This window comes from Aeromonas sp. FDAARGOS 1408 (genome assembly GCF_019048665.1).
In the GTDB taxonomy this organism is placed as follows: Bacteria; Pseudomonadota; Gammaproteobacteria; order Enterobacterales; family Aeromonadaceae; genus Aeromonas; species Aeromonas dhakensis.
The window spans coordinates 1,353,841-1,368,392 of record NZ_CP077394.1; the positions used below are offsets into that span (position 1 = coordinate 1,353,841).

Consider the following 14,552-nt stretch of genomic DNA (forward strand, 5'->3'; position numbering starts at 1 on the left):
CTTACTCCCGATAGGCCTGGTTGAAGACGGTGCCGCCAAAGGGCATCAGGGAGAGCCCCTCAATGTCGCTGCGGCTGACCTGGGTACGCAGGGCATGGGCCAGCGGAATGAGCGGCATCTGTTCGTTGAGCAGGGTCTGGGCGTAATAGTAGTTGCGCAGCCGAAACGCCAGCTGGGGCGTGGTCACCGCGTCGTCCAGCAGCTGATCAAACGCCGGGCTGCACCAGCGGCTGTAGTTGTTGCCGCGCTCGACGGCGGCGCAGCTCAGCAGCTGGCGAAAGAAGTTGTCCGGGTCTGCGTTGTCGGCGATCCAGCCGCTGAGCAGACTGTCGTACTGACCCTGGGCGAGGCGGGCCTCGATGACCGGCCACTCCTGCTGCACGATTTTGAGCTTGATGCCGATCTTGGCCAGATCGCTTCGCATCAGCTGGGCGGTCTTGAGGGCATCCGGGTTGTAGGCGCGCGAGCCCGGCTGCACCAGCACCTGCATCTCGAAGCCTTGCGCCAGTCCCGCCTCCTTGAGCAGCTGGCGCGCCCTCTTGAGATCCGGCTGGCGCATCGGCAGGGAGGGGTTGTAACCCCAGGAGAGCGGCGGCAGCAGGCTGTTGGCGGGCTGGCCCGTCTCGAAATAGACCGCCTGCAGCAGGTTGTCGATATTGATGGCGCTGGCGATGGCCTGGCGCACCTGCACCTTGTTGAACGGTGCCTTGCGGGTGTTGAGGGCGAGGAAGGCGACGTTCATGCCGGACTGCACCGCCAAGCTGAGGTCGGGATCCTTGTCGATCACCGACAGCTGGCTGGCGGAGGGGGTACTCATCACGTCGCACTCGCCGGTCAGCAGCTTGGCCAGCCGTTTGGAGGATTTGGGAGTGATGTCGTAGATGAGCTGCTCAATCTTGGCCTCGCCGCCCCAGTAACCGGGGTGGCGCAGGTAGCGCACGTATTCGTTGTGGCGATACTCCTTGAAGCTGAACGGCCCTGTGCCCACCGGGCGGCTGTCGATGAGCCCCGGGGTGCCGGCCTTTTGCAACTGCTCGGCATACTCGGCGGAGAGTACGATGGCGTAGTCGCTGGCCAGGGTGGCGAGGAAGGAGGCATCCGGCCGGTTGAGCTCGAACACGACGTTATCGGCCCCCTTCCGGTAGACCCGCTTGATCAGCTGATCCAGCCCCAGACTGTAGAAGTAGGGGTACTCGCCGCCGGACACTTCGTGATAGGGGTGCAGCTTGTCGAGCAGCCGCTGCCAGGTGAACACCACGTCGTCGGCGTTGAGGGGGCGGGAGGGGTTGAACCAGGGCGTGTGGTGAAAGGTCACCCCCTGGCGCAGGGTCAGGGTATAGGAGAGGCCATCCTCGCTCACCTGCCAGCGGGTGGCGAGCCCGCCTTCGAGCGCCAGGGTGTTGGGGTTCACCTCCAGCAGGCGGTCATAGAGCGGGCGCGAGCTGGCATCCAGGGTCACCCCCGAGTTGGAGACCTGGGGATTGAAGGTCTGGGGCGAGCCTTCCGCACAATAGATGAGTCCCGTTCTGGACGCGTCATCCTGTTTGTGACAACCGGTGAGCAGCACCAGCACACCAAGCAGCAGGGGTTTGAGCATTCTCATTGTCGAACCATGTTTTTATACGAAGTTGCCGGCGATGGGGCCGGCAAGGGGGGGAAGCCGCTCTGGCACGGGCTGCCCGGGTTATTAATCCGCATCGTTGTCACTGTCCAGCAGCTGGTATTTGCGCAGCATTCCGCGGAACTGGTGATAGCTCAGGGCCAGCAGTTGGGCGGCTTTGCGCTGATTATACTGGGATTGCTGCAACGCTTGCTTGAGTAAATTAATCTCGTAGCCCGCCACCGCCTGTTTGAGGTCCAGCGGCAGGGTGGCAGTGGCCGCAACGGGCGCCGGTTGCGCCTCGCTTGGCTGCGCCGCGGCGGTGTCGGTGCGAGCCAAGGGTCGCCAGGGGGAATCGAACGGATTGAGCACCAGATCGGCCAGCGGCAACTGGGGGTTGCCCTGGCGGTAGATGCTGCGCTCCACCACGTTTTTCAGCTCCCGCACGTTGCCTGGCCAGGGGTAGTCCAGCAGCAGCTGGGTCGCCTTGCGCGAGAAGCCGGCAAACAGCGGATAGCCGAGCTCCCGGGTCATGCCGTGGGCAAAGTGTTCCGCCAGCATCAGAATATCGTCGCGCCGCTCCCGCAGGGGGGGCAGGGTGATGACGTCGAAGGCGAGCCGGTCGAGCAGGTCGTGGCGAAATTGCCCCTTGTCGGCCAGCGCCGGCAGATCCTCGTTGGTGGCGCACACCAGCCGCACATCCACCTTGAGCGCCTTGGCGCCGCCCACCCGTTCAAACTCGCCGTATTCGATGACCCGCAGCAGTTTCTCCTGCACCCGGGCGCTGGTGGTGGCCAGCTCGTCAAGGAAGAGGGTGCCGCCATCGGCCCGCTCGAAGCGGCCCTGGTGACGTTTGGCGGCGCCGGTGAAGGAGCCCGCCTCGTGGCCGAACAGCTCGGTCTCCAGCAGGCTCTCGCTCAGGGTGGCGCAGTTGACGGTGACAAAGCTTTGATCCCAGCGCGCCGAGAGATAATGTAGGCGGTGGGCGATCAGCTCCTTGCCGGTACCCCGTTCGCCGATGATCAGCACGGGCTTGCGCAGCGGCGCCAGGCGGGAGGCCTGCTCAATGATCTCGAGAAATGCGTTGGATTCCCCCAACAGGCTTTCCGTGGCCGTGGTCATAGTCATCCCCGTGAGTCGGTGAAAGCTGGTCAATCTTACCAAAAGTTGGTGATTCTAATCATTACTTGTGTGGTGCCTCTTGAAATGTGATCGAGCAGCCCCATATAAATCAACAAGTTAAATTCTGTTCCAGATTGGCACACAAGTTGCCATTGTCAATGGAGAAACAACGTATGCCAACCACAGGAGTACAATCATGAGTATTTTTTCCCGCCTGGCCGACATCATCAATTCCAACCTGACGGCCCTGCTCGACAAGGCAGAAGATCCCCAGAAGATGGTGCGCCTGATCATCCAGGAGATGGAAGACGAACTGGTGAAGGAGCGCTCCAACCTGGCCCGCTTCCTCGCCAACCAGAAAGAGATCGGCCGCCAGGTCGCCCGCCATCAGGAGCGGGTCGCCGAGTGGCAGGGCAAGGCCGAGCTGGCCCTGAGCAAGGAGCGGGAAGACCTGGCCCGCGCGGCGCTCATCGAGAAGAAGAAGCAGGCCGAGCTGGCCGACTCCCTGTTGCGTGAGCAACAGGCGGTGGACAGCGGCATCGAGAAGCTGGGGGAGGAGATCCGTCAGCTGGAAGCCAAGCTGGAAGATGCCCGTGCCCGCCAGAAGGCGATGGCCATTCGCACCGAAGCGGCCAGCAGCCGTCTCAACGTACAGAGCCAGGTTGCCCGTGGCGACAGCCAGGCGGTGGTGAGCAAGTTCGAGCGCATGGAGCGCCGCATCGACGAGATGGAGGCCCGCGCCGATCTGGGGCAGTCCGACAAGGCGCTGGCCCAACAGTTTGCCGAGCTGGAAGCCGACGATCAAATAAGCAAAGAGCTGGAAGCCATGCGCCAGAAGCTGGGCCAGAGCGACACCACGCCGAAACAGGGAGAGTAACAGATGGAAGATCTGCTGGGTGTGTTGATGGTTCCCATGGTGGTCTTCATGGTAGTGGTGGCCCCCATCTGGCTGGTGCTGCACTACCGTGCCAAGGGGCGCATTGGCGCCGGTCTTGCCGATGGCGAGCGTGAACAGCTGCAGGGTTTGCTGGTGCGTGCCGAGAAGATGCAGGAGCGGGTCGGTGCCCTGGAGTCGATTCTGGATGCGGAAGTCCCGGGTTGGAGGAACAAGGTATGAGCAGCATCAGTCGTGAAGGTCGCAACCTGTACCGGGATCCCCAGCGCGGCAAGATAGCCGGGGTCTGTGCCGGTCTGGCAGAGTACTTCGGGGTGGAGACCTGGATCGTGCGGTTGCTGGCCATCAGTGGCCTCATCTTCGCCGGTTTCATCACCTTCACCGCCTACGTCGCCGCCTGGTTTCTGCTCGACAAGAAGCCGGTCACCCTTTATGCCCAGGAGGATGCCGACTTTGCCGAGGTGCGGATGAAGGCGCGCAGCTGGCAGGCAGGCGTCACGCCTCATCAGGCCCTTGCCCGCATCGGCCAGGAGCTGGATGCGCTGGAGCCCAGGGTGCAGCGCATCGAGAAGCTGGTGACCTCCAAGGAGTTCACCCTGCAGCGGGAGTTTCGCAACTTGTAAGGCCTGAGCGGTACGATGGCCCCGCCGACCTGGACTTGCCTCTGATGGCAGGGGAGGCGGGCGGGGATCATGACGAGGGTGGTGCTGCCTGCCACCCGCTTCGTCGGGCAGCTACGGGAGAACAGAACAAGCCTTGATACTCAATAAACTGGAACAGCAATTCAATCGCCTGCAGCACAAGGCAAGCGACGTGGTGAACCGGGTCCGGGATCGCCACATCCGGCTGGCAGTCACCGGCCTCTCTCGCAGCGGCAAGACCGCCTTCATCACGGCGCTGGTCAACCAGCTGGAACACGCGGCCATCGACGGCCGGCTGCCCCTGTGGGATGCCCTGCGCCAGGGGCGCATCCTCGGCGCTCGCCGGGTGCCCCAGCAAAATGCCCACATTCCCACCTTTGCCTACGAGCGCGGCCTCGACGCCCTGTTTGGCGATCCGCCGGCCTGGCCCGAGCCGACCCGCGGGGTGGCCGAGGTGCGCCTGGAAATCCGCTATCGCACCCGTCATCCGCTGCGCAAGCACCTGGGGGAGATCTCCACCCTCTACGTGGATCTGGTGGATTACCCCGGGGAGTGGCTGCTCGACTTGCCGCTGCTGGAGATGAGCTACGAGCAGTGGAGCGAGCAGGTGCGCGAGCAGCTGCGCCGCCCCGAGCTGCAGACCCTGGCCGCCGGCTGGCTGGCACCCGCATGGCAGGCGGAGCAGGGCTTCGAGGAGCGGCCGGTGGCCCAGCTCGCCGAGCGCTACACCGATTATCTGCACGCCTGCAAGCGTGAGCTGGGGCTGCACCTGATCCAGCCCGGTCGCTTCGTGCTGCCGGGGGAGTATGCCGGTGCCCCCATGCTGCAGTTTGTGCCCTGGGTGTGGGAGATGCCTGCCGGCGAGCCCGCCGAGGGGACTCTCTACGCCACCCTCAAACAGCGCTTCGAGCAGTACAAGCAGCATCTGGTGCAGGGTTTTTATGAGCAGCACTTCGCCGGTTTCGATCGCCAGATCGTGCTGGTGGACTGTCTGCAGCCCCTCAACGCCGGGGCGGCCAGCTTTGGCGACATGCAGCAAGCCATCGCCCGCATCATGGAGAGCTTTGCCTACGGCAAGAGCAACTGGTGGCGGCGGCTCTTCTCGCCGCGCATCGACAAGCTGTTGTTCGTGGCGAGCAAGGCCGATCACGTCACCCCGGAGCAGCACGGCCCCATGGTCTCCCTGCTGCAGCACCTGGTGCGCAGCGGCCGCGGCCAGGCCCGTTTTGAGGGGATTGCCACCGAGTGTCTGGCGCTGGCCGCCATCAAGGCGACCGAGGTGGGCAAGGGGGTGGCCGATGGCCGCGAGTTCCCCGCCATCCGTGGCACCAGCCTGAGCGGTGAGCCGCTCTTGCTGTTTCCGGGCGAGGTGCCATCCCATATCCCGCCTGCGCAGTGGTGGAACAATCAAGGCTTTGATTTTCAGGCTTTTCGCCCGCTGCCCATGAGCGCCCATCAGGCGCTGCCCCATATCCGGCTCGATGCGGCGCTGGAGTTTCTGCTCGGGGATCACCTCGAATAAGGGCGTGCGGCCCGGGTTTGTTGCCTGCGCCGCACCCAGAAGACGGTTTTCAGGAGAAGCGATGAACGATCAGACAAAAGCGCAGCCGCCGCTGCAAGGCAAGGTGATCCTGGAGCCCACCTTGACGACAGCTGACGACCAGCGAGCGCCGGCACCCGCCCAGCGACTGGAGGAGGCGAGCTTCGAGCGCCTCGATGAGCTGGAAGAGCTCACCGAGGTGGAGAGCGCCCTCGTCATCAAGCCGCGCCGCCGTCATCGGCTGCTGGCCTGGGGGCTGGGGGCGGTCGGCCTGCTCTCTCTGGGCCAGTACGGCGCCTTTCTCTACGAGCAGTTTCTCACCACCCCGCTCTGGGGCGGCGCCTGGCTGGCGGCTTCGGCGCTGGTGGCGGCGGGCACCGCCGGGGTGGTGGGACGTGAGTGGCTGCGCCTGCGCGCCCTCAAGCGGCGTCAGGATGTGCGCTCGCGGGCCGAGGATCTGCTGGCTCATCAGGGGGTCGGCCAGGGGCAGGGGTTTTGCGAAGGGCTGGCCGAGCGCAGCGGCGACAAGGGGCGCGAGGGGTATCAAACCTGGCTGGCCCAGCTCGACGAGAGCCACAACGATCGGGAGGTGTTGACCCTCTACAGCCAGCTGGTGCTCGGCGAGCGCGACAAGTTGGCCCAGGCGCGGGTGGCCAAATGGTCGGGGGAGGCCGCCGTGCTGGTGGCCCTGAGCCCGCTCGCCACCGTCGACATGACGCTGATGCTGTGGCGCAACCTGCGGATGATCGAGGACATCGCCGACGTCTACGCCATCGAGCTCGGCTACTGGAGCCGCATTCGCCTCATCCGTCAGGTGTTTCGCAACATGCTCTACGCCGGTGCCACCGAGCTGGTGACCGAGGTGGGGATGGATTTGCTGGGGGCCGAGCTCACCGCCAAGCTCTCCGCCCGTGCCGCGCAAGGGGTGGGGGCCGGGCTGCTCACCGCCCGGCTCGGCCTGCGCACCATAGAGGCGTGCCGCCCGTTGCCCTGGTGCGCGGACGAGAAGCCGAGACTGGGAGAGCTGAGAAAGCGGCTGATCGGTCAGCTGGCGGGCTACCTCAACAAGGGGTGAGCACCAGGCCAAGGGCTCGATTGTGGTTGTCACAAATTATTTACAATTGTCCGCAGCAGCCGACCCCAGGGTCGGCTGCTTTTTTGGGGGGCAAACCGTTACAGTGATCTCATCGCGCAATGGCGCCACACCGCCCGGATGGCGGGTTGCAACCCAGAGGATGGAGTCACCCATGGCAAGTCTCTACACCGCCCACCAGCCGGACGAAGCGGGCACGATCCACTACTCGGACGAGGAGCACGGCACCTGGCAGATCCTGATCGCACGCCAGCTGGCGGCGCTCGAAGGCAAGGCCTGTGACGAGTACCAGGCCGGGCTGGCGCGGCTCGACCTGCCCCGGGATCGGATCCCCCAGCTGGCCCAGATCAACGCCGTGTTGCAACCGGCCACCGGCTGGTCGGTGGCGGCGGTGCCGGCCCTCATCTCCTTTGACCGCTTCTTTGCCCTGCTGGCCAACCGCCAGTTTCCGGTGGCCACCTTCATCCGCCGCCGGGACGAGCTCGACTACCTGCAGGAGCCCGACATCTTTCACGAGATTTTCGGCCACTGCGCCATGCTGACCAACCCCGCTTTCGCCCACTTCACCCATGTCTATGGCCAGCTCGGCCAGCGGGCCGGCAAGGAGGAGCGGGTCTTTCTGGCGCGGCTCTACTGGTTCACGGTGGAGTTTGGCCTGCTGGCCACGGCGAAGGGGCTTCGCATCTACGGTGGCGGTATTCTCTCCTCCATCGGCGAGACCGCCTATGCCCTCGGCTGCCAGCCGGTACTGCAACCCTTTGACCCCATCGAGGTGCTGCGCACCCCGTATCGCATCGACATCATGCAGCCCACTTATTTCGTGCTGCCCGAGCTTGATGAGCTCTATCGTCTGGCGGAGCAGGACATCATGGCCATGGTGGCCGAGGCGCGCCGCCTGGGGCTGCGCCCCCCCCGTTTTACACCGGCCGGCGGCAAGCAGGCGAGTTGAACCGCCCGCCAGTGTTGATCACCCCTTTTCATCGATACACAAGGAGAGTCCCATGTCCGAATTGGCCAGCCAGCAGTGTGAAGCGTGCCGCGCCGATGCCCCCAAGGTGAGCGAGCAGGAGCTGAGCGAACTGATGCGCCTCATCCCCGACTGGCAGCCGCTGGTGGTAAAAGGTGAGCTGCAGCTGCGGCGCGAATTCACCTTCCGCAATTTCAAGGAGGCGCTCGCCTTCACCAACCGGCTGGGTGAACTGGCGGAGGCGGAGTTTCATCATCCCGCCATCCTCACCGAGTGGGGCAAGGTGACCGTCAGCTGGTGGACCCACAAGATAGGCGGCTTGCACCGCAACGACTTCATCATGGCGGCGCGCACGGATGAGCTGCTGAAGTGAAGAGGCCATTCCTCATCGACAAATTGCTCAAATAAACGCCTGTAGATGACGCGGGCCTGCCCGGTGAAAACGGGGCGGGCCCGCATTTTTATGGGCTGGCGCTCGCACTGGCGGGATCGAGTCTGTATTATCCGGTCATTCATAGAGTTAGCTAGGAAGTGTGTCCCGAATGCGTCTTGAAGTCAGCTGTGAAGACCGCCTGGGCCTGACCCGGGAACTGCTCGACCGCCTGGTGGAGCACAACATCGATCTGCGCGGCATCGAAATCGATACCTCAGGCATCATCTATCTCAACTTTCCCGAGCTGGAGTTTCGTGATTTCCAGCACCTGATGCCGGAGATCCGCCGTATTCCCGGCGTCTATGACGTCAAGACCATCCCCTACATGCCCTCCGAGCGGGAGCACCACGAGATTGAGGCGCTGCTCAAGGCGCTGCCGGATCTGGTCTTCTCCCTCGATGCCAAGGGCAAGGTGACCCAGGCCAACCAGTCCGCCCTCACCACCCTGGCCCTGCCGGTGGAGGAGGTGCGCGGCGCGGCGCTCGGCTCCCTGGTCAAGGGCTTCTCCTTCAGCCGCTGGCTGGAGGCGAGCGAGATCCGCCCGCAGACCTGCAAGCTCAGCATCGGCGGCGAGGAGTATCTGGCGGATCTGATGCCGCTGTTCGTGGCCGAGGAGAAGGGCAAGCAGGCCCTGGCCGGCGCCGTGGTGGTGCTCAAGTCCGCCCGCCGGGTCGGCATGCACTTCAGCGCGCTCCACGCGGTGGAAGTGGGGGGCTTTGAGCACCTGCAGGCCGAGAGCCAGAAGATGAAACAGGTGCTGGCCCAGGCGAGCAAGCTGGCGATGCAGGATGCGCCGCTGCTGATCGTCGGCGAGACCGGCACCGGCAAGGAGTTGCTGGCCCGCGCCTGCCACGGTGCCAGTCTGCGCTCCAGCCATCCCTTCATGGCGCTCAACTGCGCGGCCATGCCGGACAACGTGGCCGAGAGCGAGCTGTTCGGTTACGCCCCCGGCGCCTTTGGCAACAACACTGAGGGCAAGCGCGGGGTACTGGAGCTGGCGAGCGGTGGCACCCTGATGCTGGACGAAATCGGCGACATGTCGCCCCATCTGCAGACCAAGTTCCTGCGGGTGTTGCAAGACGGTGTGTTCCGCCGGGTCGGCGACGAGCAGGAGGTGAAGGTCAATGTGCGCTTCATCTGCACTACCCAGAAGCAGCTGCTGGATCTGGTGCACGAGGGCAAGTTCCGGGAAGATCTCTACTACCGCCTCAACGTGCTGAGTCTGGCGCTGCCGCCGCTGCGCGAGCGCAAGGCGGACATCATGGCGCTGGCCCAGCAGTTCGTCTCCCGTTTTGCCAGCGAACTGCAGCGTCCGCGCCCGCGCTTTACCCGCAACATGGCCGAGTACCTGACCGCCTATCGCTGGCCCGGCAACGTGCGCCAGCTGCGCAACTGCCTCTATCGCGCCATGACCTTGCTGGAAGGGGACGAGATCGGCCCTGAGCACGTGGACTTGCCGGTGGCGGCCGACGCCATGCCGCTCATCGACGAGTGGTTCGAAGGGGGGCTGGACGAGGCGGTGAAACGCTTCGAGAGCCGGCTGCTGGAGCGGCTCTACCCGGCGTTCCCCTCCACCCGTCAGCTGGCCAAACGGCTGGGGGTGTCGCACACCGCCATCGCCAACAAACTGCGGGAATACGGGATCAGCAAGAAGTAACCCCATGAATGTAACTTATCGCAGGGCTCACGCCGGGGTGGGCCCTCTTCATTATTGTGACGCCAGCCCGGTCAGCCCCTTGCTCTGCGGGCTGCGCCTTGTCATGCTGCTGACAAGTTCCATACTATCTCCTGCCGGCTCACCCCCTTCGGGCCTGTGCCCTGTGTGGTTGCTGAGGCGGGTGTAAGCGCAGGCATGATGCACACTTTTTCACTGTTCAGGATCCTGGTCTGGCTGGCGCCCCTGTTTTGCTCGCTGGCCCTCTCCGGCGAGTCGCCCCCGCTCACCGCGGCCGAGCTGCGGTCCGAGCAGGTACGCCAGACCGTGCTCGACATTCTCAGCTATACCCGCTGGCCGAATGAACCGAGCGAGCTGCGCCTGTGCGTGGCGGCACCGACGGAATACGCCACCGCGCTCTTTTCCATCAAGCAGCAGGCCAACGGCCGACCGGTCAGCGTCCATCGCTACGAAATCGATGACGAGGCGATCGGCCCCCAGTGCGACGTGCTCTATCTGGGGGTGCTCTCCTCCGAGCGGCGCTTGCCGCTGTTTGAACGGCTGCGTGGCTACCCCATCCTCAGTATCAGCGAATCCAGCTCCGAGTGCGTGGCCGACGCCGTCTTCTGCCTGCAGATCGGCAAGGAGCGGATCCGGTTCAGGGTCAATCTGGATGCCCTGGCCAGGAGCGGAGTGCGGGTGCATCCGGCGGTGCTCAAACTGGCCAAGGCCGATGAGGGGGGGGCATGATAGGTCTGTTCCGCCCCCCTTCCCAGCGCCTCACCTTGCGACAGAGTCTGGGACGCACCCACCTGGTGACGTCCCTGACCGCGGTCTGCATGGCCGGTCTGCTGCTGACCGGCATCGCCCTGCTGGCGCTGCGGCTCTATGCGGATCACAATCTGGAGCTGGTCGCCCGCGCCATCGGCTATACCAGCGAAGCGGCCGTGGTGTTCCACGACGAGGAGGCGGCCCGGGAGGCGCTGGAGGCCATCCTCACGCACGAAGACGTGGCGCAGGCCAGCATCTATCTGCCGAGCGGCCAGCTGCTGGCGAGCTGGAGCCGGGCCATGAGCACCCCCTGGTCCGGCCTTGAGCAGTATCTGGCGCGGATCATCCTGCCGGGGCCGGTGGATCAGCCCATGATGCGGGGGGGCATGGAGATCGCCCACATCCACCTGGTGGGGCACGGCCAGTATCTGTTGTTGTTCCTGCTGCAAACCCTGCTGGCCATGCTGCTCTGCCTGGTGCTCAGCACCCTGGGGGCCCTCTATGTGGCGCACCGGATGCAACACTCCCTCACGGCGCCGCTCAAGGAGCTGGCCCAGGTGGCCCACAGCGTGAGCCGCCAGCGGATCCTCGCCATGCGGGTGCCGGAAGCCAACATCGCCGAGCTGCACGAGCTGGGTCAGGATTTCAACTCCCTGCTCGACGAACTGGAGGCCTGGCAGGCCCACCAGCGGCGGGAGAATGCCAGCCTGTTGCACCAGGCCACCCACGATGCCTTGACCGGCTTGCCCAATCGTGCTCTGTTTGAGGCTCGTCTGGATCAGGCGGTCACCACGGGCCGGCTGCATGACGAGCGCTTCGCGCTGCTCTACCTCGATTGTGATCGCTTCAAGCAGATCAACGACACCCTGGGCCATGCCGCCGGGGATGACGTGCTGATCGCGCTGGCCAGACGGGTACAACATCAGCTGCGGCCGATGGATCTGGTATGCCGTCTGGGGGGCGACGAGTTTGCCATCCTGCTCACCCCCCTCTCCCTGGTGGAGGAGGTGGAGGATGTGGTTGCCCGCATCCAGCAGGCCATGGCGGACCCCGTGGTACTGGGGGACGGCAGCCAGCTGGTGGCGGCCGTCAGCATTGGCGTCGCGCTGTATCCGGATCAGGGGCAGAGTGCCGCCGATCTGCTGCAGCAGGCGGACCATGCCATGTACCAAGCCAAACGGCTGCGTCGGGAGCTTGCACTCCATGAGCAGCTGGAATTTGATGTCTCTGCTGAGGAAAAATAACAATGAAGATCCATGTCCTGATGAAAACCGGCTTGATCGGTTTGCTGCTGAGCGTGCTGATGGGCTGCCAGAGTGCTCCCCACGGCCTCACGGCAGAGCAGATCGCCGTACTCAAGGAGCAAGGCTTTCGCCTGACCGACGAGGGTTGGACTCTGGACTTCTCCAACCGTGTGCTGTTTGCCAACAACGCGGATGCCCTGACCCCCAAGACGCGCGTCGTGGTGGAAAAACTGGGGACGACTCTGCTGGAAGTGGGCTTGAACCGGGCGCGGATCGATGGTCATACCGACTCCAACGGGGCGGCGGACTATAACGATCAGCTCTCCTACAAGCGGGCACAGTCGGTGGCCGACGTGCTGGTTTCGGTCGGCATGCCGCAGGCCAACCTGGACATCCGGGGCCGTGGCGAGCGCGATCCGATCGCCGACAACAAGACGGCTGCCGGTCGGGCCGAAAACCGCCGCGTGGCGATTGTCATCAGCAATGAATGACACGGTTGTGTAGATACAAAAAGAGCGCCATCAGGCGCTCTTTTTTGTGGCTCGCCGTTATTGCTGCTTGAACTTCTCGCGGTCGTGGTGACTGCGCAGGCGGATGTTGATCATCTCCACCGTCAGCGAGAAGGCCATGGCGAAGTAGATGTAGCCCTTCGGAATGTGCAGGTCCATCCCCTCGGCCATCAGCGCAAAGCCCACCAGGGTGAGGAAGGAGAGGGCCAGCATCTTGATGGTGGGGTGGTTGTCGACGAAGTCGCCGATGGCCTTGGCGGCGAACATCATGATGAAGACGGCGATCATGATGGCCAGCACCATGACCGGCACGTGATCCGCCATGCCCACCGCCGTGATGACCGAATCCAGGCTGAAGACGATGTCGAGGATGGCGATCTGGATCAGGGTGCTGATGAAGCCGGAGGCGGCCGTGCTCACGCTCTCGGGCTCGGCGGCCCCCTCCAGGGTGGCGTGGATCTCGTGGGCACTCTTGCCGATGAGGAACAGGCCTCCCAGCAACAGGATGAGATCGCGGCCCGAGATGGCCTCGCCCAGCACGGTGAACAGCGGCTCGGTGAGGCGCATCACCCAGGCGAGCGATAGCAGCAGCAGGATGCGGGTGCCCATGGCAAGCGCCAGCCCCAGGATCCGCGCCTTCTGGCGCTGGGCTTCTGGCAGACGGCCGACCAGGATGGAGATGAAGATGATATTGTCGATGCCGAGCACGATCTCGAGCAGGGTCAGGGTGGCGAGCGCGACCCAGGCAGAGGGGTCCAGAACCCATTCCAGCATGATGAAACCTTGGTTGAACTTTGGTTGAGGGTTGAAACCGCGCATTCTAGCAGGGGGTTATGGCTTGTCCCAGTGGCTGGAAAAGATAAAAATGGCGACCATCCAACGGGAGGGACATATGTTTCGTTTAGGACTCATCATCAATCCGGTCGCCGGCATCGGCGGCGCGGTCGGTCTCAAGGGCAGTGACGGCATGGTGGCCGAGGCGCTGGCCCGTGGTGCCGTGCCCAAGGCTTGCGAGCGGGCTCGTCAGGCGCTGCTGCCACTGTGTGAACTGGCGGAGCGCTTCGAGCTGCTGACGGTGGCGGGGGAGATGGGGGCCGGGCTTGCCGGCGAGCTCGGTCTGCCCTGTCGCATCGTCTACCAGCCCGCCACTGTGCCCACCACGGCGGCCGATACCCGCGCGGCGGCGCTGGCGCTGCGCGAGGCCGGCGTCGATCTGCTGCTGTTTGCCGGCGGTGACGGCACGGCGCGGGACATCTGTGCGGCGGTGGGGGAGTCATGCCATGTGCTGGGCATTCCGGCTGGCTGCAAGATCCACTCCGGGGTGTACGGGGTGACCCCCGCCGCCAGCGGCCGGGTGGCGGCCAGGATGATCGCAGGCGAACTGCTGAGTCTGGTGGATGCCGAGGTGATGGACATCGACGAGGAGGCGTTTCGCGCCGGCAAGGTGCGCGCCCGCCACTATGGCCAGCTGCAGGTGCCCGGCGATCTGCGCTACGTGCAGGCGGTCAAGCAGGGGGGACGGGAGTCCGAAGAGCTGGTGCTGGCGGACATCGCCGCCGGTGTGGTCGAACAGATGGAGCCCGATACCCTCTATCTGATGGGCTCCGGCAGCACGGTGGCGGCCTGCATGGCGGAGCTGGGTCTGGAAAATACCCTGCTCGGTGTGGATCTGGTGGAAAATGGCCGGCTTATCGGGCAGGATCTCTGCGCCGCCGAGATCCTGACCCGGATCCGCGGTCGTCGCTGCCGGCTGATCATCACCCTGATCGGCGGTCAGGGACATCTGTTCGGGCGCGGAAATCAGCAACTGAGTCCAGAGGTGATCCGGGCCGTCGGGCGGGACCAGATCCAGGTCCTGGCCACCAAAGCCAAGCTGGCAGCCCTCGATGGCCGTCCGCTGCTGGTGGATACCGATGATCCGGCGCTGAACCGGTCGTTAAGTGGTTATCTGCGGATCACCACGGGATACAAGGATCAGGTCATCTACCCGGTGGCCAACCCGGAATAGGACATCAAGGATGCGGCTGGCCTGGCGCCAGAGAGCCGCGATCAACCGGATCGCGGTTCCACTCCCCCGAATTAT

Annotated in this window: 15 protein-coding genes; 12 read left to right on the top strand and 3 right to left on the bottom strand. The window is 64.5% G+C overall.

Going from position 1 to position 14,552, the window contains the following annotated elements; translation table 11 throughout:
* Position 1: 1 nt before the first annotated feature.
* Together sapA and pspF are read right to left on the bottom strand one after the other, a co-directional pair.
* Positions 2 to 1,597: an ABC transporter substrate-binding protein SapA gene (gene sapA, locus I6L38_RS06455; RefSeq protein WP_017779987.1), complete on the bottom strand. Its 1,596-nt coding sequence runs from the start codon at positions 1,595 to 1,597 to the stop codon at positions 2 to 4.
* Positions 1,598 to 1,687: 90 nt separating this feature from the next.
* On the bottom strand, positions 1,688 to 2,722 hold the full coding sequence (pspF, locus tag I6L38_RS06460) for a phage shock protein operon transcriptional activator (RefSeq protein ID WP_024941344.1): 1,035 nt from the start codon (positions 2,720 to 2,722) through the stop codon (positions 1,688 to 1,690).
* Between the two features lie 196 nt (positions 2,723 to 2,918).
* Between pspF and pspA the strand changes: the two genes are divergently transcribed.
* The 11 genes from pspA (at position 2,919) to I6L38_RS06515 (ending at position 12,451) form a co-directional block, all read left to right on the top strand.
* Complete coding sequence (pspA, locus tag I6L38_RS06465; protein WP_005300077.1) at positions 2,919 to 3,599, top strand: phage shock protein PspA; 681 nt, start codon at positions 2,919 to 2,921, stop codon at positions 3,597 to 3,599.
* Between the two features lie 3 nt (positions 3,600 to 3,602).
* A complete protein-coding gene (gene pspB / locus I6L38_RS06470) occupies positions 3,603 to 3,839 on the top strand; it encodes an envelope stress response membrane protein PspB (RefSeq protein ID WP_005300084.1) in 237 nt (78 codons plus the stop codon).
* Positions 3,836 to 4,240, top strand: coding sequence for an envelope stress response membrane protein PspC (gene pspC / locus I6L38_RS06475; RefSeq protein WP_024941345.1), 405 nt, complete (start codon positions 3,836 to 3,838; stop codon positions 4,238 to 4,240). The genes pspB and pspC overlap by 4 nt, the downstream gene beginning before the upstream one ends.
* A 133-nt stretch (positions 4,241 to 4,373) precedes the next feature.
* Positions 4,374 to 5,780 carry a YcjX family protein gene (locus I6L38_RS06480; protein WP_024941346.1) on the top strand — a complete coding sequence of 469 codons (1,407 nt, stop codon included), beginning with the start codon at positions 4,374 to 4,376 and terminating at the stop codon, positions 5,778 to 5,780.
* Between the two features lie 61 nt (positions 5,781 to 5,841).
* On the top strand, positions 5,842 to 6,873 hold the full coding sequence (locus I6L38_RS06485) for a YcjF family protein (protein WP_216989299.1): 1,032 nt from the start codon (positions 5,842 to 5,844) through the stop codon (positions 6,871 to 6,873).
* A 172-nt stretch (positions 6,874 to 7,045) separates the two neighbouring features.
* Positions 7,046 to 7,840, top strand: a complete 795-nt coding sequence (gene phhA, locus I6L38_RS06490) for a phenylalanine 4-monooxygenase (RefSeq protein ID WP_024941348.1) — start codon at positions 7,046 to 7,048, stop codon at positions 7,838 to 7,840.
* Between the two features lie 52 nt (positions 7,841 to 7,892).
* Complete coding sequence (locus I6L38_RS06495; protein WP_005300093.1) at positions 7,893 to 8,231, top strand: 4a-hydroxytetrahydrobiopterin dehydratase; 339 nt, start codon at positions 7,893 to 7,895, stop codon at positions 8,229 to 8,231.
* Between the two features lie 169 nt (positions 8,232 to 8,400).
* Complete coding sequence (tyrR, locus tag I6L38_RS06500; protein ID WP_010634201.1) at positions 8,401 to 9,948, top strand: transcriptional regulator TyrR; 1,548 nt, start codon at positions 8,401 to 8,403, stop codon at positions 9,946 to 9,948.
* A 195-nt stretch (positions 9,949 to 10,143) separates the two neighbouring features.
* Entirely contained in the window at positions 10,144 to 10,695 is a 552-nt protein-coding gene (locus I6L38_RS06505; RefSeq protein ID WP_010634200.1) for a YfiR family protein, read from the top strand.
* A complete protein-coding gene (locus I6L38_RS06510) occupies positions 10,692 to 11,960 on the top strand; it encodes a diguanylate cyclase (RefSeq protein WP_005300100.1) in 1,269 nt (422 codons plus the stop codon). Before I6L38_RS06505 ends, I6L38_RS06510 begins: the two co-directional genes overlap by 4 nt.
* 2 nt (positions 11,961 to 11,962) lie before the next feature.
* A complete protein-coding gene (locus I6L38_RS06515) occupies positions 11,963 to 12,451 on the top strand; it encodes an OmpA family protein (protein ID WP_005300102.1) in 489 nt (162 codons plus the stop codon).
* Between the two features lie 57 nt (positions 12,452 to 12,508).
* Here I6L38_RS06515 and I6L38_RS06520 read toward each other — a convergent pair whose 3' ends face one another.
* Positions 12,509 to 13,243 carry a TerC family protein gene (locus tag I6L38_RS06520; RefSeq protein ID WP_010634198.1) on the bottom strand — a complete coding sequence of 245 codons (735 nt, stop codon included), beginning with the start codon at positions 13,241 to 13,243 and terminating at the stop codon, positions 12,509 to 12,511.
* Positions 13,244 to 13,361: 118 nt separating this feature from the next.
* Here I6L38_RS06520 and I6L38_RS06525 point away from each other — a divergent pair, with 118 nt between their 5' ends.
* Positions 13,362 to 14,477, top strand: a complete 1,116-nt coding sequence (locus tag I6L38_RS06525) for an ATP-NAD kinase family protein (RefSeq protein ID WP_024941349.1) — start codon at positions 13,362 to 13,364, stop codon at positions 14,475 to 14,477.
* Positions 14,478 to 14,552: the final 75 nt, after the last annotated feature.

Coding starts and splice junctions, on each gene's coding strand:
- pspC (WP_024941345.1), top strand. CDS start 3,836: ATGAGCAGCATCAGTCGTGAAGGTCGCAACCTGTACCGGGATCCCCAG.
- I6L38_RS06515 (WP_005300102.1), top strand. CDS start 11,963: ATGAAGATCCATGTCCTGATGAAAACCGGCTTGATCGGTTTGCTGCTG.
- I6L38_RS06510 (WP_005300100.1), top strand. CDS start 10,692: ATGATAGGTCTGTTCCGCCCCCCTTCCCAGCGCCTCACCTTGCGACAG.
- I6L38_RS06525 (WP_024941349.1), top strand. CDS start 13,362: ATGTTTCGTTTAGGACTCATCATCAATCCGGTCGCCGGCATCGGCGGC.
- pspB (WP_005300084.1), top strand. CDS start 3,603: ATGGAAGATCTGCTGGGTGTGTTGATGGTTCCCATGGTGGTCTTCATG.
- phhA (WP_024941348.1), top strand. CDS start 7,046: ATGGCAAGTCTCTACACCGCCCACCAGCCGGACGAAGCGGGCACGATC.
- I6L38_RS06520 (WP_010634198.1), bottom strand. CDS start 13,243: ATGCTGGAATGGGTTCTGGACCCCTCTGCCTGGGTCGCGCTCGCCACC.
- I6L38_RS06485 (WP_216989299.1), top strand. CDS start 5,842: ATGAACGATCAGACAAAAGCGCAGCCGCCGCTGCAAGGCAAGGTGATC.
- tyrR (WP_010634201.1), top strand. CDS start 8,401: ATGCGTCTTGAAGTCAGCTGTGAAGACCGCCTGGGCCTGACCCGGGAA.
- pspF (WP_024941344.1), bottom strand. CDS start 2,722: ATGACCACGGCCACGGAAAGCCTGTTGGGGGAATCCAACGCATTTCTC.
- I6L38_RS06495 (WP_005300093.1), top strand. CDS start 7,893: ATGTCCGAATTGGCCAGCCAGCAGTGTGAAGCGTGCCGCGCCGATGCC.
- pspA (WP_005300077.1), top strand. CDS start 2,919: ATGAGTATTTTTTCCCGCCTGGCCGACATCATCAATTCCAACCTGACG.
- sapA (WP_017779987.1), bottom strand. CDS start 1,597: ATGCTCAAACCCCTGCTGCTTGGTGTGCTGGTGCTGCTCACCGGTTGT.
- I6L38_RS06505 (WP_010634200.1), top strand. CDS start 10,144: ATGATGCACACTTTTTCACTGTTCAGGATCCTGGTCTGGCTGGCGCCC.